This window comes from Desulfofundulus thermobenzoicus, from assembly GCF_009428905.1.
Taxonomy (GTDB): domain Bacteria; phylum Bacillota; class Desulfotomaculia; order Desulfotomaculales; family Desulfovirgulaceae; genus Desulfofundulus_A; species Desulfofundulus_A thermobenzoicus.
On sequence record NZ_WHYR01000274.1, the window covers coordinates 1 to 383 of the forward strand.

The following is a 383-nucleotide window of genomic DNA, read 5'->3' on the forward strand; positions in this document are numbered from 1 at the left end:
GATCTAGAGGTTCCGTTATTCCAATCATGCTCCAGCAGCTATTAAATGAAAAACCTTTGACCGTGACTGATCCTCATATGACACGTTTTTTTATGTCTATTGAAGAGGCTGTTTCCCTCACACTTCAAGCAGCAATTATGATGAAAGGCGGCGAAACCTTCATTCTCAAGATGGAGTCCTTACAGCTTGCCGATCTTTTAAAAGCGTTTCACGAATATGCCGCTCAAATCAATGCTCAATCTCCAGATGTTCTTGTAGTCGGAAAAAGACCTGGCGAAAAGCTTCACGAGGAGCTCACATTCCCGCACGAAGCAGATGCACTGTTTGAACATGAACAATTTTATGCCATTTTACCAAGACCACATTTGCACCCTGCCTTTCAA

At 42.8% G+C, this 383-nt stretch carries 1 protein-coding gene; it reads left to right on the top strand.

Annotated features, from left to right (window positions below; genetic code table 11):
- The coding region (locus GFC01_RS18610; protein ID WP_194175062.1) for a polysaccharide biosynthesis protein at positions 1 to 383 on the top strand (383 nt) is incomplete at both ends.